The sequence below is a fragment of the Paenisporosarcina sp. P5_A11 genome (assembly GCF_056400705.1).
This window is the reverse complement of sequence record NZ_JBFUKT010000228.1, coordinates 1-4,339: the sequence shown is the minus strand read 5'-3', so window position 1 is coordinate 4,339 and position 4,339 is coordinate 1. Positions and strand designations below refer to the sequence as shown.

General features: G+C 37.5%; 3 protein-coding genes. All 3 read right to left on the bottom strand.

Annotated elements, in window-relative coordinates; genetic code table 11:
* Positions 1-22: 22 nt before the first annotated feature.
* Entirely contained in the window at positions 23-1,720 is a 1,698-nt protein-coding gene (locus AC1DOS_RS18290) for an AMP-binding protein (protein ID WP_477538652.1), read from the bottom strand.
* A gap of 218 nt (positions 1,721-1,938) precedes the next feature.
* Positions 1,939-2,352, bottom strand: coding sequence for a DUF350 domain-containing protein (locus tag AC1DOS_RS18285; RefSeq protein WP_108585307.1), 414 nt, complete (start codon positions 2,350-2,352; stop codon positions 1,939-1,941).
* 97 nt (positions 2,353-2,449) lie between these two features.
* On the bottom strand, positions 2,450-4,339 hold a 1,890-nt coding region (locus AC1DOS_RS18280; protein WP_477538651.1), incomplete at its 5' end, for an endonuclease MutS2.

Sequence of the window (4,339 nt, the reverse complement as noted above, 5' to 3'; positions counted from 1 at the left end):
GAACTATTGTTGTCAAGAGATGTTACGACGTAGCACTGGCTTCTTTATTTTTTTCCTTTTCTTCTTCTACTAATGAACGACGCAGGATTTTCCCTACCGCTGTTTTTGGTAACTCTTTTCTAAATTCATAGATTCGTGGAACTTTAAAGGATGCTAAGTGTTCCCTGCAGAATGTGTTTAACTCTTCTTCAGTAATTTGTTCATTTTCTTTTAAAACAATATAAGCTTTTACGGTTTCTCCACGATAAGCATCTGGAACACCTACAGCTACACATTCTTGAATAGACGGAAGTTCATACAATACTTCTTCGATTTCACGAGGATAAATATTGTATCCTCCCGCTATAATCATATCTTTCTTACGATCAACTACATAGAAATAACCTTTATCATCCATATACCCTAAGTCACCAGTCAATAACCAACCATCTCGCATTGTATGTGCAGTGTCTTCCGGACGATTCCAATAACCTTTCATAATTTGCGGACCACGAACACAAATCTCGCCAATTTCACCTACTGGCATTGGATCTGTAGAATCTACTTGGAAAATAGCTGCATCAGTATCTGGCCATGGAACTCCAACAGATCCTTTAATTCGGTCATTCGCCCAAACAAAGTTAGCATGCGTAACAGGTGAAGACTCAGTTAATCCATAGCCTTCTACTAATTTACCACCTGTAACTTGTTCAAACTTTTCTTGAACTTCAACTGGTAATGGAGCGGAACCGCTTAAACAAGCTACAATTGATGATAAATCATACTTCGCAATGTCTGGGTGATTCAATAATCCAATATAAATGGTTGGAGCACCTGGGAACAAAGTTGGTTTTTGTTTATCAATCGTTTTCAAAGCTGTTTCAACATCAAACTTAGGTAATAATACCATGCGGTTTCCAAGCATGACAGATAAAATTAACACGGTCGTCATACCGTAAACATGGAAGAATGGTAAAATCCCTAAAATTGTCCCCTCACCTTTTTTACTCTTATATAGCCAAGAATCACACATCGTTGCATTTGAAATTAAATTTTTATGTGACAACATGACACCTTTAGGGAATCCAGTGGTCCCCCCCGTATATTGTAAAATCGCCACATCTTCTTCGAAATCAAAAGGCACCTCAATTTTTTCAACTTTCCCTACCTTCATAACTTCTGGGAATAAGTGATTCATTCCACGATGTTCGACTTTAACCGTAAATCCATATTGTTTCTTTTGAACAAATGGATAAATTTTGTTTTTCGGGAACGGTAAGTAATCTTTAATGCCTGTAATAATAATGTTTTCTAACTCTGTTTCTTTTATTACCTTTGTTATTCGAGGGTACAAGATATCGAGTGATAAAATAGCTTTTGCACCAGAGTCTTTCATTTGGTAAGCAATTTCACGTTCCGTATACAGCGGGTTGGTTTGAACCACAATTGCCCCTGCATACAAAATCCCATAATAGCCTATTGCATTTTGAGGGCAGTTCGGCAACATAATCGCAACACGATCACCTTTTTGGATTCCTAGATTTCGTAAATAGCTAGCAAACTTTAGAGAAGATTCATAGAGTTCTCGATATGTGACATCCTTCCCAAGAAAATGAATCGCCACTTTTTCCGGATAATTTTGAAAAGCGCGTGTCAAATATTCCTGAACTGGAATTGCTTCATATGACAGTGTATGCGGAATTTCTGGTGGATATTGCGCCAACCATGGTTTTGTAGTCATTTTATGTTTCCCCCTTTTTTATAATCGTTTGAATATTCCTATTCTTTATTATAGGGAATCATGTATCCGCTTTCAATTTTTATTAAAAAAAGCATGGGACATTTTACATACCCCATGCGACTTTGGTCATTTTCCATATAAAAAGATGATGCCTACAATGAAAAAACCGATACAAACCACAAGTAATACCTTTGCTAATTTTTCCACTACTACCACTCCTATGAAATACTTGCACCGATAACAAATGACAATCCAACAGAAATGGATAGAGAAATGAATCCGACAGAGCGATTATCATTTTCAATCTCACGATCAATATTGAATTTTGGTGTTAAAAATTCAAATAAGAAATACGCAACGATGAGTAAAGCGAAACCGTATAAACCCCACCCTATCATTTCAGAGAGTGAATTATGATTTTCGATGGAATAGCGAAAAATATTTGCTACACCGAAAATTTTACCACCAGTAGCCATTGCTACTGCAACATTTCCTTTTTGAATCTCTTGCCAGTTATTATACTTCGTAACGATTTCAAACAATATCATTGTTAAAATCAAACATAATACGACGACACTAAAATACCCAGCTGTTTCTACTAAGGGATGCTGCCAAAAATTCAGACTTAACATATGTTTACTCCTTCAAGCGTTTCTAGTTTTTACGGATGAAACGCGATTTGGTTTCAAATACCTGAAAGCCAAAAATATTACGCTGGAACTGAGCCGATTATTTTAATTCAACGATGGTAACACCGTGTCCCCCTTCTCCTGCTTCACCAAATCGATAATTTTTTACACGCGAATGATTTTTCAAGAATTGTTGAATACCTTGTCTCAGTGCACCTGTTCCTTTGCCGTGAATAATCGATACTTGATGATAACTAGATAAAACGGCATCATCGATGTATTTCTCAGCTCTGAGAATGGCATCTTCAAATCGTTCTCCACGCAAATCCAGTTCTAATTTCACGTAAGTATCTCGGCCTTTAACATGGGACATAGCAACTGTTTCTTTTTGTTTTTCTGGTTTGAGATACTCTAAATCATTTTCCGCTACTTTCATTTTCAAAATCCCGATTTGAACGCTCCATTCGTTGTTTGAAACTTTATCAAGTAAGATTCCTTTTTGACCATAACTCAAGACTTTCACTTCATCACCCTTAGTTAGGGTCATTTGGCGTGCTTTGATTTGTTGTTGCTTCTTCAATACGGTATTTTCCGGTGTTGCTTTTTCTAAGCGTTTACGAACATCAATTAATTCGTGGTCTTTAATTACGTGTTGAGCATTTTTTTGCATCGCTCGAAGTTCTGCAATTATGCCTTCTGCTTCTCTTTTTGCTTCGTCCACAATTTTACGAGCTTTATCTTTAGCCTTTTGTTCGACCTTTTCTTTTTGATCTTCAAAGTTTTGTAATTGAGCAGACAAATCCGCTTTAATCTTCTCTGATTCAAGTCGTAATATACTCGATTGTTCTGCATCTTTTTCAGATTGTTTGCGACTGACTTCAAGCGAAGCAATCATTGATTCAACTTCGTGACGGTCAGTGCCTGTAAATGATTGAGCATGGGTAATAATATGTTTTGGCAATCCCAGTCGTTTTGAAATTTCAAAAGCATTACTACGTCCAGGGACACCAATTAATAATTTGTAGGTTGGACTTAATGTTTCAACATCGAACTCTACACTAGCATTCGCTACACCAGGTCGGTTATAGCCGTAAGCTTTTAATTCTGGATAGTGAGTCGTTGCCATGACAAGCGCACCTCGACCATGAACTTCATCCAACAATGAAATGGCAAGCGCTGCTCCTTCTTGGGGGTCCGTACCTGCTCCAAGTTCATCAAATAGCACAAGGCTGCGTTCATCGAACTTTGATAAAATATCAACAATATTGACCATATGAGACGAGAATGTACTTAAGCTTTGTTCAATAGATTGCTCATCTCCGATATCCGCGAAAATCTGATCAAATACCGCCACTTCAGAACCATCTAATACGGGAATAGGAATACCAGATTGCGCCATTAATGTGCATAATCCAACCGTTTTAAGCGTAACTGTTTTACCGCCAGTATTTGGTCCTGTAATGACGATTGCTGTAATATCATCACCAAATTCAATGGTATTCGCAACTGCCTCTTCAATATGCAATAAAGGATGGCGGGCTTTCACTAAACGTATGATACTTTTATCGTTGACTGTTGGTTTCGTACATTTATGTGCTTGACCATATTTTGCTTTGGCTAAAATAACATCTATTTCACCTAATATTTGAACGAGACCAAATAAATCATGTGCTACCGCTTGTACTTCCAGTGATAAGGCCAATAATATACGCTCGATCTCTTCTTGTTCTTTCATTTTGAGTCGTCGAATTTCATTGTTCGCTTGCACGACTGCGTCGGGTTCGATAAATAACGTTTGTCCAGAAGAGGACTGATCATGTACGATTCCGCCATAGTTTCCACGGTACTCTTGTTTTACTGGAATAACGAATCGATCATTTCGTATCGTAATAATGGAATCAGATAACATTTTCGATGCATTTTTCCCACGTGTATAGCTTTCTAATTTTTCACGTACACGGCTTTCTTGAGACCGTAATTGCTGACGAAT

What these genes read in the sequence shown, in the direction of transcription:
- AC1DOS_RS18290 (WP_477538652.1), bottom strand. Translation starts at nt 1,720, where the DNA reads ATGACTACAAAACCATGGTTGGCGCAATATCCACCAGAAATTCCGCAT.
- AC1DOS_RS18285 (WP_108585307.1), bottom strand. Translation starts at nt 2,352, where the DNA reads ATGTTAAGTCTGAATTTTTGGCAGCATCCCTTAGTAGAAACAGCTGGG.